Consider the following 15,709-nt stretch of genomic DNA (forward strand, 5'->3'; position numbering starts at 1 on the left):
CAAGCGCATGTCGGCGCCGCGGCCCCGAGGACTTCCGACGCCAGGCGTAGTCCAGAGTTTCTCCCGGAGAGCACCATGCGTGAACACGAGACGGCACGCTCCATTGAACCTCTGCTGGATGCCGAACAGGTGCGGCGGGCGATCATCCGAAACCTGCCGAGCATCGACCACCACGGCGAGATCGTCGAGAATGTCGGACCGAACGCGATCCGTGTCCGGCTTCCGTATCAGCAGGCGTTCATGGGAGCCGAGCTGTGGCAAGACGGCAGCGGCGGCGTGTTTTCGGGACCGATGGTGATGGGCCTTGCCGACACCACGATGTACGGCTGCGTTCTGGCGGCCCTCGGAGCCAACGTCATCCCGGTGATGGCAGCCTTCAACATCACCTTCCTGCGGCCAGCCAGGGCTTCGGATTTGATCGCGGAGGCGCGCATCGTGCGTCGCGGCCGCCGCCTGCATTATCTCGAATGCTGGCTGACTTCCGACGGCGAACCTGAGCCTTGCGCTCATATCACGTCGACATACCGGGTCGCGGTGCGGCCGGAGCGCTGACTCGTTCGGTCCGGCGGACGATCGTTGGCAGATGCAGGCCAATAGATCGCATCCAGCGGCGTCCGGTCATATCAGTCCGGCCTGTCTCCCCGCAGGTGAAGCTGCCGCGAACTTCAGCCGATCGCGATGCCGCCGCCGATGGTGCGGTTGAGCACCTGCGTGGTGCGCTCGATCCGCTCGGCGGCGGCGTTGAGCGCATTGGAGACCGCGGTCTGGGTCGCGCGGGCGCGGTCGGTGGCGGCCGTGCGGGCATTGCGCAGTTGCTCGACCTCTTCCTCAAGGCTGCGGATGCGTGCGCCGGCATCGACCAGCTCGTCGCAGGCGGTGAGCGCCGCCATCACGGTGAGCCGCGCATCGCCGATCTCGCCGAACTTGCCGCGCAGCGATTCGACGCGCTGCTGGAGATTTTCCGCGAGCTTCAGGAGCCGCACCTCCTGGCCCTCCTCGCAGGCCATCCGGTATTGCCGGCCATTGATGGTGACGTTGATGTGGCTCATCTGCCTTCTCCGCCATCGAGCACGGCGCGAATGGTGCCGATCGCCGCGTCGAGCTTTTCCGCGATGTCGCGATTGACGCGCTCGAGCTTACGCGTCTTGACCAGCGATCCGTCGAGCTCATCGGCAAGCCTGGAGCGATCGGCGCCGAGCGCCTGGATCCGGCTCGCCAATTCGTTTTCGTCGCGGTCGGCCTCACGGCGCCGCTCCACGGAGCTCTCCAGCGCATCGAGCGCTGCCATCAGCCGCTTTGTCGCAGCATCGATATCGGCGAGCGGTGCCTCGGTATTGCCAGACCCGTTGGCGAGACGATCACTCATGACACGCGGTGTGGACCCTTCAAATTGGTCGGCTGGGGTAGCCTGCCGGAAACAAGCCTGCCGCACGGCAAAACTGGCGGTTCGGCAAGCGGTTAGCGGATGAAATTTACGTGGCAAGCGAGCCGAGCGCAACGGCGGCGCCGAACTATGCACCGTTCAATGAAATTGGGCCGTTTTGAGCAACTTTTCCCCGTTTTGGGGCGTTTCATCGCCTTGGACTTGCGGAATTGAGGTGCTAATCCACCCTCCAACCCGTAAGGCCATCCACGCGCGTATCGCGGCTGCCCGCCCCGATGCGTCCAGCATTCAGCTCCTCATTCCAGGCGGACTTTTCATCATGACGCAGGTCGATCACACCCGTATGGCCAATGCGATCCGTGGCCTTGCCATGGACGCCGTCGAGAAGGCGAATTCCGGCCATCCGGGCCTGCCGATGGGCGCCGCCGACATCGCGACCGTCCTGTTCACCAAATTCCTGAAATTCGATGCCGCCGACACGGCGTGGCCCGATCGCGACCGCTTCGTGCTCTCGGCCGGCCACGGCTCGATGCTGCTCTATGCGTTGCTGTACCTCACCGGCAACAAGGACATGACGCTCGACCAGCTCAAGCACTTCCGTCAGCTCGGATCGCTGACGCCGGGACACCCGGAGAACTTCCATACCAAGGGCATCGAGACCACCACCGGCCCGCTCGGCCAGGGCATTGCCACCGCGGTCGGCATGGCGCTCGCCGAGAAGATGCTCGCCGCGGAGTTCGGCAAGAAGATCGTCAGCCACCACACCTATGTGCTCGCCTCCGACGGCGACCTGATGGAAGGCATCTCGCAGGAAGCGATCGCGCTCGCCGGCCACTGGCGTCTCAACAAGATGATCGTGCTGTACGACGACAACGGCATCTCGATCGACGGCCCGACCTCGATCTCCGATTCCGTCGACCAGGTGAAGCGCTTCAAGTCGGCCGGCTGGGCCGCCGAATTGATCGACGGCCATGATCCGCAGGCGATTGCCGCTGCGATCACCCGCGCGCAGAAATCCAGCAAGCCTTCGATGATCGCGTGCAAGACCACGATCGGCTTCGGCGCACCGACCAGGGCCGGCACCGCCAAGGCGCATGGCGAGGCGCTCGGCGCCGCCGAGCTCAAGGGTGCCAAGGAGAAGCTCGGCATCTCGCTCGAGCCGTTCTCGGTGCCCGACGACGTGCTGAAGGCCTGGCGCGAGGCGGGTGCCCGCGGGGCCGCCGAGCACAAGGCATGGGACGAGCAGTTCGCGCAGCTCGGCAACCGCAAGCGCGCCGAGTTCGAGCGCCGCCTGCGTCACGAGCGGCCGCAGTCGCTCGCCAAGGGGCTGCGCGCCTTCAAGAAGGGCCTCTTGGAAAATCCGCTCAACGTCGCGACCCGCAAATCGTCGGAAGCCGCGATCGAAGTGATCGCCGCCGCGATGCCGATGGAATTCGTGGCCGGCTCTGCCGACCTCACCGGCTCCAACAACAACAAGGCGAAGTCGGCGGTCGGGTTCGCCGCCAAGACCCCGAAGGGCCGCTTCATCCATTACGGCATCCGCGAGCACGGCATGGCGGCGTGCCTCAACGGCATCTTCCTGCATGGCGGCTTCGCGCCGAACGGCGCCACCTTCCTGGTGTTCACCGACTATGCGCGCGGCGCGATGCGGCTGTCGGCGCTGATGGGCACCGGCGTCGTCTATGTGATGACCCACGATTCGATCGGCCTCGGCGAGGACGGCCCGACGCACCAACCGGTCGAGCATCTCTCCGCGCTGCGCGCGATGCCCAACATGCGCGTGTTCCGTCCCTGCGACGCAGTCGAGACCGCCGAGTGCTGGGAACTCGCGCTCAACCGGATCGACGGGCCGACCGTGTTGGCGCTGACCCGCCAGAACTTGCCGCAGCTCCGCACCACGGCGCCGAACGACAATCCGTGCAGCCACGGCGCCTACGAGCTGGTCGCGGCGCAAGGCGACGCAAAAGTGTCATTGTTCGCCTCCGGTTCCGAGGTCCAGATCGCGGTCGAGGCGCAGAAGCAGCTCGCCGGGCGCGGCATCGCGACGCGGGTCGTCTCGGTCCCGTCGCTGGAATTGCTGCTGGCGCAGCCCGCCGAGCGGCAAAATGCCGTCATCGGCAACGCCCCGGTCAAGATCGCGATCGAGGCCGCGGTGCGCTGGGGCTGGGATGCCGTGATCGGCCGCGACGGTGAATTCGTCGGCATGCACGGTTTCGGCGCCAGCGCCCCAGCGAAGGACCTTTTCCCGCATTTCGGCATTACTGCGGAGGCCGTCGTTAACGCTGCCCTGAAGCGCGTCTGACGCCGGCCTGACACCCGCCGGTCGAAGGTTGAGCTTGCCGCGAAAAAGGATTACCAAAGCTCCATCTTTTCCGCTCGCGTCCGGCTGAACCGGGCGTTCCGCCGTAAAACCCTCGTGGGACACCTCCCACGGGGCCGGCAGCAGCTTTTAGAGGAGACACAGCATGGCAATCCGCGTCGCGATCAACGGGTTTGGGCGTATCGGCCGCAATGTGTTGCGCGCCATCGCCGAGTCCGGCCGCAAGGACATCGAGGTGGTCGGTATCAACGACCTCGGCCCGGTCGAGACCAACGCACACCTGCTGCGCTTCGATTCCGTGCATGGCCGCTTTCCGGGCACCGTGACTGTCGACGGCGATTCGATCAGCGTCGGCGACAACAAGATCAAGGTCTCGGCCGAGCGCGATCCCTCCAAGCTGCCGTGGAAGGCCCTCGGCGTCGACATCGCGCTGGAATGTACCGGCATCTTCACTGCCAAGGACAAGGCCTCTGCGCACCTCACCGCCGGCGCCAAGCGCGTGCTGGTCTCGGCCCCGGCCGATGGCGCTGACGCCACCATCGTCTACGGCGTCAACCACGACACGCTGAACAAGGATCAGCTCGTCGTCTCCAACGGTTCCTGCACCACCAACTGCCTCGCGCCGGTTGCCAAGGTGTTGAACGAGACGGTCGGCATCGAAACCGGCTTCATGACCACGATCCACGCCTATACCGGCGACCAGCCGACGCTCGACACCCTGCACAAGGATCTCTATCGCGGCCGCGCCGCGGCGATGTCGATGATCCCGACCTCGACCGGTGCAGCAAAGGCCATCGGCCTGGTGCTGCCGGAACTGAAGGGCAAGCTCGACGGCGTCTCGATCCGCGTGCCGACCCCGAACGTCTCGGTGATCGACCTGAAGATCGTCGCCAAGCGCGCCACCGACGCCAAGGAAATCAACGAGGCGATGAAGCGCGCCTCCGAGCAGCAGCTCAAGGGCATCCTCGGCTTCACCACCGCGCCGAACGTCTCGATCGACTTCAACCACGATCCGCACTCGGCCACCTTCCACATGGATCAGACCAAGGTGCAGAACGGCACGCTAGTGCGCGTGATGGCCTGGTACGACAATGAGTGGGGCTTCTCGAACCGCATGGCCGACACCGCCGTTGCGATCGGCAAGCTGATCTAACACCGACCACCCGAGATGCCCGGCCCAGCGCCGGGCATCTGCGTGTTTGCCCCGCATTCGCGACGTGAATGGCTGCGACATAAGCAAGCGAAAGCAATGCCATCCCTTGGACGGCGATGTCCGGCCGCGGCACAGGAAACGCCCATGACCAAATCGTTCCGCACCCTCGACGACGTCAACGTGAAGGGCAAGCGCGTGCTGCTGCGCGTCGACCTCAACGTTCCCATGGAAGGCGGCCGCGTCACCGACGCGACACGGCTCGAGCGCGTTGCGCCCACCATCACCGAGATTTCCGACAAGGGCGGCAAGGTAATTTTGCTCGCCCATTTCGGCCGGCCCAAGGGCCGCGATCCCAAGGAGTCGCTGAAGCCGGTCGCGGAAGCGCTGTCGAAGGTGATCAAGCGCCCGGTCGCCTTCGCCGAGGACTGCATCGGCGAGCCGGCCGCCAACGCGGTTGCGGCCCTCAAGGACGGCGACATCCTCTGTCTCGAGAACACCCGCTTCCACAAGGAAGAGGAAAAGAACGACGCCGGCTTCGTCGCTGAACTCGCCAAGCTCGGCGACATCTGGGTCAACGACGCCTTCTCCGCCGCGCACCGCGCCCACGCCTCGACCGAAGGCCTCGGCCACAAGCTGCCGGCCTATGCCGGCCGCACCATGCAGGCCGAGCTCGACGCGCTCGGCAAGGCGCTGGAAGCCCCGACCAAGCCCGTGATCGCGATCATCGGCGGCGCCAAGGTCTCGACCAAGATCGATCTCTTGGAAAACCTCGTGAACAAGGTCGACGCGCTGGTGATCGGCGGCGGCATGGCCAACACCTTCCTGCACGCGCAAGGTATCGGCGTCGGCAAGTCGCTCGCCGAGAAGGACCTCGCCGCGACCGCGCTGCGGATCATGGAGAAGGCCAATGCGGCGAATTGCGCGATCATCCTCCCCGTTGATGCTGTCGTCGCCAACCAGTTCGCCGCCAATGCGCCGTCGCACGCCTATGGCCTCGACGCGATCCCGGCCGACGGCATGATCCTCGACGTCGGCCCGCAATCGATCGCGCGGATCCATGCTGCGATCGACGATGCCGCGACGCTGGTCTGGAACGGACCGCTCGGCGCCTTCGAATTGACGCCGTTCGACCGCGGCACTGTGGTGTCGGCCAAGCATGCCGCCGAACGCACCAAAGCCAGGAAGCTGGTCTCGGTCGCCGGCGGCGGCGATACCGTCGCGGCGCTCAACCAGGCGGGCGTGGCCGGCGATTTTTCCTACGTATCGACCGCGGGCGGCGCGTTTCTTGAATGGATGGAAGGCAAGCCGCTGCCGGGCGTCGAAGTTTTGAAAAACCGTTGATTTAGGTCACATCCGCGAACGCGCACACCAGGGAGAAATGGAATGGCTCGCATAACATTGCGGCAACTGCTCGATCACGCGGCCGAGCATGATTACGGCGTACCTGCCTTCAACATCAACAACATGGAGCAGGCCCTGGCGATCATGGCCGCGGCCTCCGAGGTCGACGCGCCCGTCATCATCCAGGCCTCGCGCGGTGCGCGGTCCTACGCCAATGACGTCATGCTCAAGCACATGATGGATGCCGTCACCGAGATCTACCCGCAGATCCCGGTTTGCGTGCATCTCGACCACGGCAACGAGCCCGCCACCTGCATGACCGCGATCCAGGCCGGCTTCACCTCCGTCATGATGGACGGCTCGCTGAAGGCCGACGGCAAGACCCCCGGCGATTGGGACTACAATGTCGGCGTCACCAAGACCGTGACCGGCATGGCCCATCTCGGCGGCATCTCGGTGGAAGGCGAGCTCGGCGTGCTCGGCTCGCTCGAGACCGGCATGGGCGACAAGGAAGACGGCCACGGGGCCGAGGGCAAGCTGTCGCATGACCAGCTGCTGACCAATCCCGACGAGGCCGTGAAGTTCGTCAAGGAAACCAAGGTCGACGCGCTGGCGATTGCGATGGGCACCTCGCACGGCGCCTACAAGTTCACCCGCAAGCCAGACGGCGACATCCTCGCCATGAATGTGATCGAGGAAATCCATCGCAAGCTGCCGAACACGCATCTCGTGATGCACGGCTCCTCGTCGGTGCCGCAGGAACTGCAGGAGATCATCAACGCCAATGGCGGCAAGATGAAACCGACCTGGGGCGTGCCGGTCGCCGAGATCCAGCGCGGCATCAAGAACGGCGTACGCAAGATCAACATCGACACCGACAACCGGATGGCGATGACCGGCCAGATCCGCAAGGTGCTGAAGGACAATCCGGAAGAGTTCGATCCGCGCAAATACCTGAAGCCCGCGATGGAGGCGATGACCAAGCTGTGCAAGCAGCGCCTGCAGGAGTTCAACACCGCGGGCCAGGCCAGCAAGATCAAGAAGGTGCTGACCACGGCGGAAATGGCCAAGCGCTACGCCGCGGGCGCGCTCGATCCCAAGGTTGCTTGAGAAACCGCCTGACAACTTCTCGCCTGAATCATTAAGGCGGGACACCGGTTCTGACGCAGTCGGAAACGGTGTCCCGGGGCTTGATCGCCGGCTACGACAAACATCGGCCGCGACGAACGTTTTCTAGGCATTTGCCCGAGAACCGCCTATTTTGGTTTGCAAAGGCAATGGCTCCGGAGAACGCCCCCGATGAACCTCGCTGACCTCAACAAAATTGCGCTCGCCATGGTCACCCCGGGCAAGGGCATCCTCGCCGCCGACGAATCCTCCGGCACCATCAAGAAGCGTTTCGACGCCATCAAGGTCGATTCGACCGAAGACAGTCGCCGCGACTATCGCGAGATGCTGTTCCGCTCGCAGGAGGCGATGAGCAAGTACATCTCCGGCGTCATCCTCTACGACGAGACGATCTGGCAGAATGCCAAGGACGGCACGCCGCTGGTCAAGCTGATCGAGCAGGCCGGCAGCATTCCCGGCATCAAGGTCGACGAAGGCACCCAGGCGCTGCCGAACTGCCCCGGCGAACTCGTCACCGTCGGCCTCGACAAGCTCGCCGAGCGCTTGAAGAAATATTACGAGCGCGGTGCGCGCTTTGCGAAGTGGCGTGCTGTGATCGATATCGGGCCGCGAATCCCGACCCAGACCGCAGTCCGCGTCAATGCGCATGCGCTGGCGCGCTATGCCGCGCTGTGCCAGGCCGCGCAGATCGTGCCTATCGTCGAGCCGGAGGTGTTGATGGACGGCGATCACGACATCGACCGCTGCTATGAGGTGACGCAGCGCGTGCTGAACCGCACCTTCCAGGAATTGCGGGTGCAGCGCGTCGCGCTCGAGGGCATGATCCTGAAGCCCAACATGGTTATCTCGGGCAAGAAGTGCCCGAAGCAGGCGTCGGTGCAGGAAGTCGCCGAGAAGACCATCCGCCTGCTCAAGAGCTGCGTGCCGGCCGCGGTGCCCGGCATCGCCTTCCTCTCCGGCGGACAAAGCGACGAGGAAGCGACCGCGCATCTCGACGCCATGAACAAGATCGGCCATTTGCCCTGGCGGCTGACCTTCTCCTATGGCCGTGCGCTGCAGGCCGCGCCGCAGAAGGCGTGGTCCGGCAAGCCCGACAACGTCCCGGCGGGCCAGCGCGCCTTCTCGCATCGCGCCCGGATGAACGGGCTGGCGAGCACCGGCAATTGGGAAGCCGGCCTCGAGAAACAGGCGGCATAGTTGGCGACCAAGCCCGTTCCGCCGCGGCCGGCGCCGCGCCTCTATCTGGCAATTCCGCCGATCGACGAGCCGTCGCGGCTTGCGGTCGAGCTTGCCGACCTGCTCGCTGCGGCCGATGTCGCGGCCGTATTGGTGCGGCTGCGCGAGACCGATCCGCGCAGCATGATCTCCACCATCAAGGCGCTGGCGCCCGCGATCCAGAACGCGGGTGCGGCGCTGCTGATCGACGGCCATCCCGAAATCGTGGCCCGCGCCGGCGCCGATGGCGCGCACCTGACCGGCCTCGCCGCGATGGAAGAGGCGATGCCTTCGCTGAAGCCCGACCGCATCGCAGGCGTCGGCGGGCTCGCGACGCGCCACGATTCCATGGCCGCGGGCGAAGCCGGCGCCGATTATGTGCTGTTCGGCGAGCCCGACGCCAACGGACAGCGCCCCTCGCTTGAGGCGATCGCCGAGCGTCTGGAATGGTGGGACGAATTGTTCGAGCCGCCCTGCGTCGGCTTTGCGACCTCGCGCGAGGAGGCCGAGGCGTTCGCCGCGGCCGGCGCGGATTTCGTGCTGGTCGGAGATTTCATCTGGTCCGATCCGCGCGGCGCCAAGACCGCGCTCGCCGAGATCGGCGCAGCGATTGCAGAGGCGCATGCCGGCACGTTGGGCACGGCCAAGGCCGAGGGATGACGCCGGAATGAATCGCCTGCGTCCGATAGGTGTTGCGCTCGGCTGCATGATGCTGGCGAGCGGTGCGATGGCGCAGCTCTCGATCACGCCGCCGGCACAGACACCGCCGCCCGCGAAGAAGGAGGCGCCGAAAGAGAAGCCGAAGGTGCATGCGCCCGTCGCGAAGAAGCCCGCGCCGAAGCCTGCCGCCACACCAACGGCCACCCCGACGCCCTCGCCGACCCCGACGCCTGATGATCCCAATGTCGACCTCGTCTACGGCGCCTATCAGCGCGGCATGTACAAGACCGCATTCGACCTGGCGCTGGTGCGCGCCCAGAACAACAACGATGCCAAGGCCATGACGATGCTGGGCGAGCTCTATGCCAACGGGCTCGGCGTCAAGCGCGACTACGTCAAGGCCGACGACTGGTACAAGCGCGCGTCCGATGCCGGCGACCGCGAGGCGATGTTTGCGCTCGCGATGATGCGGATCGCGGGCCGTGGCGGCGCGGTGGACAAGGATTCCGCGGTCAAGCTGCTGGCCTCGTCGGCCAAGCTCGGCGAACCGAAGGCGGCCTATAACCTCGCGCTGCTCTATCTCGACGGCCAAACCCTGCCGCAGGACCTCAAGCGTTCCGCCGAGCTGCTGCGGATGGCTGCGGACGCCGGCAGCCCCGAGGCGCAATACGCGCTCGCGACCTTCTACAAGGAAGGCACCGGCGTGCCGAAGGACCTCGAAAAGGCGGCCCGGCTGCTGCAGGCCGCCTCGCTGGCCGACAATGTCGACGCCGAGGTCGAGTATGCTATCGCGCTCTACAACGGCAGCGGCACACCGCGGAACGTGCCGGCGGCGGTGGCGATGCTGCGCAAGGCGGCCCGGCAGAACAGCGCGATCGCGCAGAACCGCCTCGCCCACGTGCTGGCGACCGGCGCCGGCGCCCCGGTGGACAAGGTCGAGGCGCTGAAATGGCACACGGTCGCCAAGACGGCCGGCAAGGGCGACCCCGACCTCGACGACATTCTCGCCGATATGAGCCCGGAAGACCGCGCCAAGGGCGAGGCAGCCGCGCGAAAATGGATCGGAAACAACGTCAAATGACGCCTTGACGGGGCGGCCTCCAGAGGGCACCCAGTCCGGCAATCCAAGGCGCCGCAGGCCGTTTCCCGTCATCCTGAGGTGCGAGCGGAGCGAGCCTCGAAGGATAAACGGCCCGGCTGGTGGCCGTTCATCCTTCGAGACGCGCGTTCCGCGCTCCTCAGGATGACGGGACCACGCTTGGGCCGGCCCCCCAGCACAATCGCAAAGAAAACCTTCATCATGCTCTACTCCGCCCTCATCAATGTCATGGTCAAGGCCGCGCGCCGCGCCGGCCGCAGCCTCAAGCGCGACCTCGGCGAGATCGAACACCTCCAGGTGTCGCTGAAGGGCCCGGCGAATTTCGTCTCGCTCGCCGACAAGCGCGCCGAGGAGATGCTCTACACCGACCTCGAAAAGGCCCGGCCCGGTTACGGCTTCCTCGGAGAGGAAGGCGGCAAGCGCGAGGGCAGCGACAAGAGCCACACCTGGATCGTCGATCCGCTGGACGGCACCACCAACTTCCTGCACGGCATCCCGCAATTCGCGATCTCGATCGGGCTTCAGCGCGAAGACACGATCATCGCGGGCGTGATCTACAATCCCGCCAATGATGAGCTCTACATTGCCGAGCGCGGCAAGGGCGCATTCCTCAACGACCAGCGGCTGCGCGTCGCCGGCCGCCGCCAGCTCAACGAATGCGTGGTCGCCTGCGGCCTGCCGCATATCGGCCGCGGCAACCATCAGCTGGCGCTGCAGGAGATGGCCGCGCTGCAGAGCAAGGTCGCAGGCTTCCGCCGCTTCGGCGCCGCCTCGCTCGACCTCGCCTTCGTCGCCGCCGGCCGCCTCGACGGCTATTGGGAACGCAATCTGCAGTCCTGGGATGTCGCAGCCGGTCTGCTGATGGTCCGGGAAGCCGGCGGCACCGTCTCCGGCATCCAGGGCAGTGACGACCCGCTGCAGACCGGCCACGTCGTCTGCGGCAACGAGTTCGTGCATGGCGAGCTGATCAAGATCCTGAAGCCGCTCGGGCAGTAACGCGACGGCGCGATCTAATCGTCGTCATCATCTTCGTCGTCGTCGCCGTCACGAAATTCACCACCGAGCGTCAGCCCCTCGATCGTGGTGGCGCCCTTCGCCTTGATCACCCGGCGAAGCGGGACCGAGCTCTCGGTTCGCAACGCCTCCATCAGATGTTCCGAATGGGTGACGATCCAGATGTCTGCACGGCGCGAGGCCCTGGCGATCAGCCTCGCCAACGGCGCCAGCAGCGATGGATGCAGGCTGGTCTCGGGTTCGTTCAGCGCGATGAACGGCGGCAGCCGATAGCCCATGAACACGGCGAGCAGGCAGATATATTTCAGCGTGCCGTCGGATAGTTCGTGCGCCTTGAACGGACGCGGCACGTCCGCCTGCTGCAGCTCGAATTCACACCGCCCGTTGTCCGCCCATGCCCGCAACTCGGCGCCCGGGAACGCGTCGTCGATCGCATCCTGCAGGTCGGCCGCATCCTGCCTGATCGCGCTGAGCGTTGCCAAGGCGGCAGCCAGATCGCTGCCATCGGCGCTCAGCGACGGCGTGGTGATCGCTAGACAGGGTTTGCGGATCGGCGATGCCGGATCGGTACGAAAATCGTGATAGAAGCGCCAGCTCTGCAGCGCGTTTCGGATCAGGTCGATTTCCGGGCACGCTTTGCCGTCGAGGAAATCCGCGAGCGCGGTTTCCGACGGCAGCACCGCATTCTTGTGCTCGCTCCAGGCGCCGCTCTCGCCGCGGACGCTGACGTGCGAATTGGTCCGCTCCATCATCAGGACTTTCCGCTTGCCGTGGATCGCCTCGATGCGTTCGGACTTGATCATCGGCTCGCCGGGAAACGCCGCCCCGACCGGGCCGGGATGTCCGAGCTCGATCGCGTAATTGACATGTTCGAATCTGGCCGCCAGCCGCAGCCGTCCATCCTCGCCCCGCCTGCGAATGCCGGACCAGCAGACCGAGTTCAATCCACCTTCATCGGCGATGGTGCGCGTGATCCGGCCGGTCGCCGCGTCGCGCAGCAGCGACAGGGACTTGTAGAGATTGGATTTGCCGACGCCGTTCTCGCCGACGAAGACCGACAGCGGCTGAATGGGCATGGTGAGCCGCCGAATGGAGCGATAGTTCGAGATCGCAATATCGGTCGGCCGCATCACATGCCCTCAATTCCCGGGTTGCCTCCACGCTCCCCGTTCAATCCAGAGATGCAATCTGGATTGGCCGGCTTGCGAAAGCAAGGCGTCCCCGATCTTGGACATCAGTGACCCATCCTGGCCGGCGCGGGCGGGCCATAGACCTCGGCATTCGCCGGGGCTTTCTCGCGATCTCCCGCCAGCACGCGCTGCACGCTGACGAAGAACACCGGTACCAAGAGCAGCGCGAGGATCACGACGGCGATCATGCCGCCCATCACCGAGGTGCCGAGCGCCTGCTGGCTGGCGCCGCCGGCGCCGGTGGCGATCGCCATCGGCAGCACGCCGCAGACGAAGGCGAGACCGGTCATCAGGATCGGACGGAATCGGAGGCTACACGCCTCGATGGTCGCCTCGACCAGCGGCTTGCCCTGCGCGCGCAGGTCCTTGGCGAACTCGATGATCAGGATCGCGTCCTTGGCGGCGAGACCGATGATGGTGATCAGGCCGACGGTGAAATAGACGTCGTTGGACAGGCCGCGCATCGTTGCCGCCACCACCGCGCCGAGAATGCCGAGCGGAATCGTGAGCAGCACCGCGAGCGGAATGGTCCAGCTCTCATAGAGCGCGGCGAGCAGCAGGAACACCACCAGCACCGAGAGTGCGAGCAGGAACGGTGCCTGCGAGCCCGACAGCTTCTCCTGCAGCGACTGGCCGGTCCACTCATAGCCGAAGCCGCGCGGCAGCTTGTCGGCGAGCCGCTCCATCTCCGCGATCGCGTCACCCGAAGTGAAGCCCGGCTTCGCCTCACCGGAGATACGCACCGCCGGATAGTAGTTGAAGCCCGCAATTTGCGTAGGGCCCTTCGACCATTCGATGGTGGCGAAGGCCGAGAACGGCACCAGCTGGCCGCGGCTGTTCTTCACATTGTAATTGAGGATGTCGTCCGCGTTCATGCGGCTGGTCTTGTCGGCCTGCACGATGACACGCTGCATCCGCCCGCGGTTCGGGAAGTCGTTGATGTAGTTCGAGCCAAGGTTGGTCGAGATCGTGTTGTTGATGTCCTCGAAGGTGAGGCCGAACGCGCCCGCCTTCTCGCGATCGATCATCAGATTGACCTGCGGCGCCGGCGGCAGGCCTTCGACATAGACCTTCTGCAACACGGGACTGGCATTGGCCTCCGCGATCAGGCGGTCGGACGCCGCGATCAGCGCCGCATAGCCCTTCTGACCGCGGTCCTGCAGGCGGAACGAGAAGCCAGAGGAGTTGCCTAGGTTGTCGATCGGCGGCGGCTGCAGCGCCGAGATCCTGGCGTCGCGGATCGTCGACGACAGGTCGCGGTTGATGTCGGCAACGATGGCGGCGGCGGAATCCTTCGCGCCGCGCTCCGACCAGTCCTTCAGCGTAATGAACGCCTGTGCGGTGTTCATGCCCTGGCCAAGGAAGCTGAAGCCGGTGAGGAACGTGACGTTCTCGATGCCGGCACGATTCTTCAGGTACTTCTCGACCTGCTCGACCGCAGCTTCGGTCCGCGCATAGGACGACTCCGACGGCGTCTGCACGTCGGTCGTGATGAAGCCCTGGTCGTCGACCGGCAGGAAGCCGCCGGGCAGCCGCACGAAGCCGTAGGCGACGCCTGCGAACAGCACCAGATAGATCAGCATCAGGCGGCCGGTGCGCTTCAGCCCGGCCTGCACCGTGGTGACATAGCCGGCTCGGCTGCGGTCGAGCACGCGGTTGAAGGCGCCGAACACGCCCTTGCGGGCATGGCCGTGGCCCTTCTCGACCGGCTTGAGCAAGGTCGCGCACAGCGCCGGCGTCAGCGACAGCGCGAGCAGCGCCGAGAACGCGATCGCCGCCACCATGGTGACCGAGAACTGGCGGTAGATGATGCCAACCGAGCCGGGGAAGAACGCCATCGGCACGAACACCGCCATCAGCACCAGCGTGATGCCGATGATGGCGCCGGTGATCTGCGACATCGCCTTCTTGGTGGCTTCCTTCGGCGGCAGGCCCTCTTCGGCCATGATGCGCTCGACGTTCTCAACCACGACGATGGCGTCGTCGACCAGGATGCCGACCGCCAGCACCATGCCGAACATGGTCAGCATGTTGATCGAGAAGCCCGCGATCATCAGCGTGGCGCAGGCGCCCAGCAGCGCCACCGGAACCACGATGGTGGGAATGATGGTGTAGCGGATGTTCTGCAGGAAAAGGAACATCACGATGAACACCAGCACCACCGCTTCGACCAGCGTCATCAGGACCTTCTCGATCGAGGCCTTCACGACGGGCGTGATGTTGTAGGGGATCTCGTAGGAGATATTGGCCGGGAAGAAGCGCGACAGCTCCTTCATCTTGGCTTCGACCGCGCTCGCAGTCGCCAACGCATTGCCCTTCGGGGACAGCAGCACCGAAAGGCCGGCGGTCGGCTTGCCGTCGAGACGGGTGTTGAACTGGTAGCTGAGGCCGCCGATCTCGATCCGCGCGACGTCGCGCAGGCGAACCGTCGAGCCGTCGGGGTTGGCGCGCAGGATGATCGCGCCGAACTCGTCGGGCGATGACAGCTGGCCCTTCACCAGGACCTGCGCGGAAATTGTCTGGGTGTCGGTGCTCGGCTGGGCGCCGATGCTGCCCGAGGCGACCTGGGCGTTCTGCGCCGTGATCGCCTTATTGACGTCGTCGGCGGAAAGGCCGTAGCCGACCAGCTTGGCCGGATCGATCCAGATGCGCAGGGACCGCTCGGTCGAATAGAGCGTGGCGCGGCCGACGCCGGGGATGCGGCGCACCTCGCCCAGCACGTTGCGGATCATGAAGTCGCCGAGGCCCACTTCATCCAGCGAGCCGTCGGTCGAGTTCAGCGTGATGATCTGCAGCACGGCGGACGAGGCTTCCTCGACCAGGATACCCTGCTGGATCACGGCGCGCGGAAGCCGCGCCTCGACGCGCTTGAGGCGGTTCTGCACCTCGACCGAGGCCTGGCTGGTGTCGGTGCCCGGCTTGAAGTTGGCGATGATCTCGACCTGGCCGAGCGAGTCGGAGGTCGATTCGAAGTTCAGGATGTTGGCGGCGCCGTTGAGCTCCTCCTCGATCAGCCGTGTGACGCTGTTGTAGAGGTTTTCAGGCGACGCGCCGGGATAGCTCGTCGAGATCGAGATCGAGGGCGGCGCGATGATCGGATACTGCGCGACCGCGAGCAGCGGAATCGAGATCGCGCCGACCAGACAGATGAACAGCGCGACGACCCAGGCGAAGATCGGCCTGTCGATGAAGAAGTTGGGCATAT

The 15,709-nt window shown here is 65.4% G+C and carries 13 protein-coding genes; 9 read left to right on the forward strand and 4 right to left on the reverse strand.

Annotated elements, in window-relative coordinates; translation table 11 throughout:
- The first annotated feature begins 75 nt into the window (after nucleotides 1-75).
- On the forward strand, nucleotides 76-552 hold the full coding sequence (locus tag ACVIGA_RS15100) for a PaaI family thioesterase (protein ID WP_456666991.1): 477 nt from the start codon (nucleotides 76-78) through the stop codon (nucleotides 550-552).
- Between the two features lie 113 nt (nucleotides 553-665).
- On the opposite strand, the gene ACVIGA_RS15105 is transcribed toward ACVIGA_RS15100, so the two are convergent.
- Both ACVIGA_RS15105 and ACVIGA_RS15110 read right to left on the reverse strand, forming a co-directional pair.
- A complete protein-coding gene (locus ACVIGA_RS15105) occupies nucleotides 666-1,049 on the reverse strand; it encodes a cell division protein ZapA (RefSeq protein WP_092123645.1) in 384 nt (127 codons plus the stop codon).
- Nucleotides 1,046-1,366: a DUF4164 domain-containing protein gene (locus tag ACVIGA_RS15110; protein ID WP_223966784.1), complete on the reverse strand. Its 321-nt coding sequence runs from the start codon at nucleotides 1,364-1,366 to the stop codon at nucleotides 1,046-1,048. The genes ACVIGA_RS15105 and ACVIGA_RS15110 overlap by 4 nt, the downstream gene beginning before the upstream one ends.
- 337 nt (nucleotides 1,367-1,703) lie before the next feature.
- Between ACVIGA_RS15110 and tkt the strand changes: the two genes are divergently transcribed.
- The 8 genes from tkt (at nucleotide 1,704) to ACVIGA_RS15150 (ending at nucleotide 11,296) form a co-directional block, all read left to right on the forward strand.
- Nucleotides 1,704-3,686 (forward strand): transketolase, encoded by a 1,983-nt coding sequence (tkt, locus tag ACVIGA_RS15115; protein ID WP_420968699.1) that lies wholly within the window; start codon nucleotides 1,704-1,706, stop codon nucleotides 3,684-3,686.
- Nucleotides 3,687-3,849: 163 nt separating this feature from the next.
- Complete coding sequence (gene gap, locus ACVIGA_RS15120) at nucleotides 3,850-4,857, forward strand: type I glyceraldehyde-3-phosphate dehydrogenase (protein ID WP_173638784.1); 1,008 nt, start codon at nucleotides 3,850-3,852, stop codon at nucleotides 4,855-4,857.
- A 144-nt stretch (nucleotides 4,858-5,001) separates the two neighbouring features.
- Nucleotides 5,002-6,198, forward strand: coding sequence for a phosphoglycerate kinase (locus ACVIGA_RS15125; protein ID WP_456666992.1), 1,197 nt, complete (start codon nucleotides 5,002-5,004; stop codon nucleotides 6,196-6,198).
- A 42-nt stretch (nucleotides 6,199-6,240) separates the two neighbouring features.
- On the forward strand, nucleotides 6,241-7,308 hold the full coding sequence (gene fba, locus ACVIGA_RS15130; RefSeq protein ID WP_456666993.1) for a class II fructose-bisphosphate aldolase: 1,068 nt from the start codon (nucleotides 6,241-6,243) through the stop codon (nucleotides 7,306-7,308).
- 189 nt (nucleotides 7,309-7,497) lie between these two features.
- Nucleotides 7,498-8,523: a class I fructose-bisphosphate aldolase gene (locus ACVIGA_RS15135; RefSeq protein ID WP_097673656.1), complete on the forward strand. Its 1,026-nt coding sequence runs from the start codon at nucleotides 7,498-7,500 to the stop codon at nucleotides 8,521-8,523.
- Nucleotides 8,524-9,201 carry a thiamine phosphate synthase gene (locus ACVIGA_RS15140; RefSeq protein ID WP_456666994.1) on the forward strand — a complete coding sequence of 226 codons (678 nt, stop codon included), beginning with the start codon at nucleotides 8,524-8,526 and terminating at the stop codon, nucleotides 9,199-9,201.
- Nucleotides 9,202-9,208: 7 nt separating this feature from the next.
- Nucleotides 9,209-10,282 (forward strand): tetratricopeptide repeat protein, encoded by a 1,074-nt coding sequence (locus ACVIGA_RS15145; RefSeq protein WP_456666995.1) that lies wholly within the window; start codon nucleotides 9,209-9,211, stop codon nucleotides 10,280-10,282.
- A 219-nt stretch (nucleotides 10,283-10,501) separates the two neighbouring features.
- Entirely contained in the window at nucleotides 10,502-11,296 is a 795-nt protein-coding gene (locus ACVIGA_RS15150) for an inositol monophosphatase family protein (protein ID WP_223966777.1), read from the forward strand.
- Nucleotides 11,297-11,310: 14 nt separating this feature from the next.
- On the opposite strand, the gene ACVIGA_RS15155 is transcribed toward ACVIGA_RS15150, so the two are convergent.
- Nucleotides 11,311-12,444 carry an AAA family ATPase gene (locus ACVIGA_RS15155; protein ID WP_456666996.1) on the reverse strand — a complete coding sequence of 378 codons (1,134 nt, stop codon included), beginning with the start codon at nucleotides 12,442-12,444 and terminating at the stop codon, nucleotides 11,311-11,313.
- A gap of 104 nt (nucleotides 12,445-12,548) precedes the next feature.
- On the reverse strand, nucleotides 12,549-15,707 hold the full coding sequence (locus ACVIGA_RS15160; RefSeq protein WP_456666997.1) for a multidrug efflux RND transporter permease subunit: 3,159 nt from the start codon (nucleotides 15,705-15,707) through the stop codon (nucleotides 12,549-12,551).
- Between the last annotated feature and the right edge of the window lie 2 nt (nucleotides 15,708-15,709).

It is taken from the genome of Bradyrhizobium sp. USDA 3240, from assembly GCF_054063295.1.

Bases quoted from the DNA above. Each gene is read 5' to 3' on its own strand.
- ACVIGA_RS15155 (WP_456666996.1), bottom strand. From the start codon at position 12,444: ATGCGGCCGACCGATATTGCGATCTCGAACTATCGCTCCATTCGGCGG.
- ACVIGA_RS15145 (WP_456666995.1), top strand. From the start codon at position 9,209: ATGAATCGCCTGCGTCCGATAGGTGTTGCGCTCGGCTGCATGATGCTG.
- gap (WP_173638784.1), top strand. From the start codon at position 3,850: ATGGCAATCCGCGTCGCGATCAACGGGTTTGGGCGTATCGGCCGCAAT.
- ACVIGA_RS15110 (WP_223966784.1), bottom strand. From the start codon at position 1,366: ATGAGTGATCGTCTCGCCAACGGGTCTGGCAATACCGAGGCACCGCTC.
- fba (WP_456666993.1), top strand. From the start codon at position 6,241: ATGGCTCGCATAACATTGCGGCAACTGCTCGATCACGCGGCCGAGCAT.
- ACVIGA_RS15135 (WP_097673656.1), top strand. From the start codon at position 7,498: ATGAACCTCGCTGACCTCAACAAAATTGCGCTCGCCATGGTCACCCCG.
- tkt (WP_420968699.1), top strand. From the start codon at position 1,704: ATGACGCAGGTCGATCACACCCGTATGGCCAATGCGATCCGTGGCCTT.
- ACVIGA_RS15105 (WP_092123645.1), bottom strand. From the start codon at position 1,049: ATGAGCCACATCAACGTCACCATCAATGGCCGGCAATACCGGATGGCC.
- ACVIGA_RS15150 (WP_223966777.1), top strand. From the start codon at position 10,502: ATGCTCTACTCCGCCCTCATCAATGTCATGGTCAAGGCCGCGCGCCGC.
- ACVIGA_RS15160 (WP_456666997.1), bottom strand. From the start codon at position 15,707: ATGCCCAACTTCTTCATCGACAGGCCGATCTTCGCCTGGGTCGTCGCG.
- ACVIGA_RS15125 (WP_456666992.1), top strand. From the start codon at position 5,002: ATGACCAAATCGTTCCGCACCCTCGACGACGTCAACGTGAAGGGCAAG.
- ACVIGA_RS15100 (WP_456666991.1), top strand. From the start codon at position 76: ATGCGTGAACACGAGACGGCACGCTCCATTGAACCTCTGCTGGATGCC.